The 546-nt window shown below is 35.7% G+C and carries 1 pseudogene; it reads left to right on the top strand.

Annotation, left to right across the window (positions count from 1 at the left end):
* Positions 1-20: 20 nt before the first annotated feature.
* Positions 21-546 (top strand): annotated as a pseudogene (locus tag B9T31_RS17640) (hypothetical protein); the annotation flags it as partial.

Genomic DNA, 546 nt, shown 5'->3' with positions numbered 1-546 from the left:
TTCCTGAATATGATGAACTTGTGTCAGCTGTTAAAAACGGCTCAGTTCAACGTGACTTTGAGAATGCTCAGAAACAAGCAAAAGCCATTCATAGTTTATTGGGTATTAATAATGATTTGATTTTAAAGGTCGTAGATTTTCAAGAATTTATGAAACCTGTTTCCAAGTCAAAAAAAGTAAATCGTAAAAAAATTGAGGCTTCAGAACCGACTGTTGAGCAAGAAATAGTTGAAGACATCAACACATCTAAAATTACCACAGTTGAAGATATCAACTCATCCAAAATTACTATTGTTGAACAAGGCCCTATTCATGTTGTTGAAGATAGTCTGGTAAGTGATGTGGCTATTGAAAACAACGAGTCTAAAGATGATGAACAATACCAAAATGATTTAAATGACCTCGTCGATCGTGCGAGAAAAGCATCCATACCTGCTGAAGCTAATGCATTAGTCAGATACACACGTTCATGGACTGAAGAACAGCGCAAACCACTTATGCAAGCTATTCATGCACGTTTGGTTGAGCTTGATGAACTAAATAAAA

The organism is Acinetobacter sp. ANC 4558, assembly GCF_002135375.1.
Classification (GTDB): domain Bacteria; phylum Pseudomonadota; class Gammaproteobacteria; order Pseudomonadales; family Moraxellaceae; genus Acinetobacter.
This window is presented reverse-complemented; position numbering and strand designations above follow the sequence as displayed.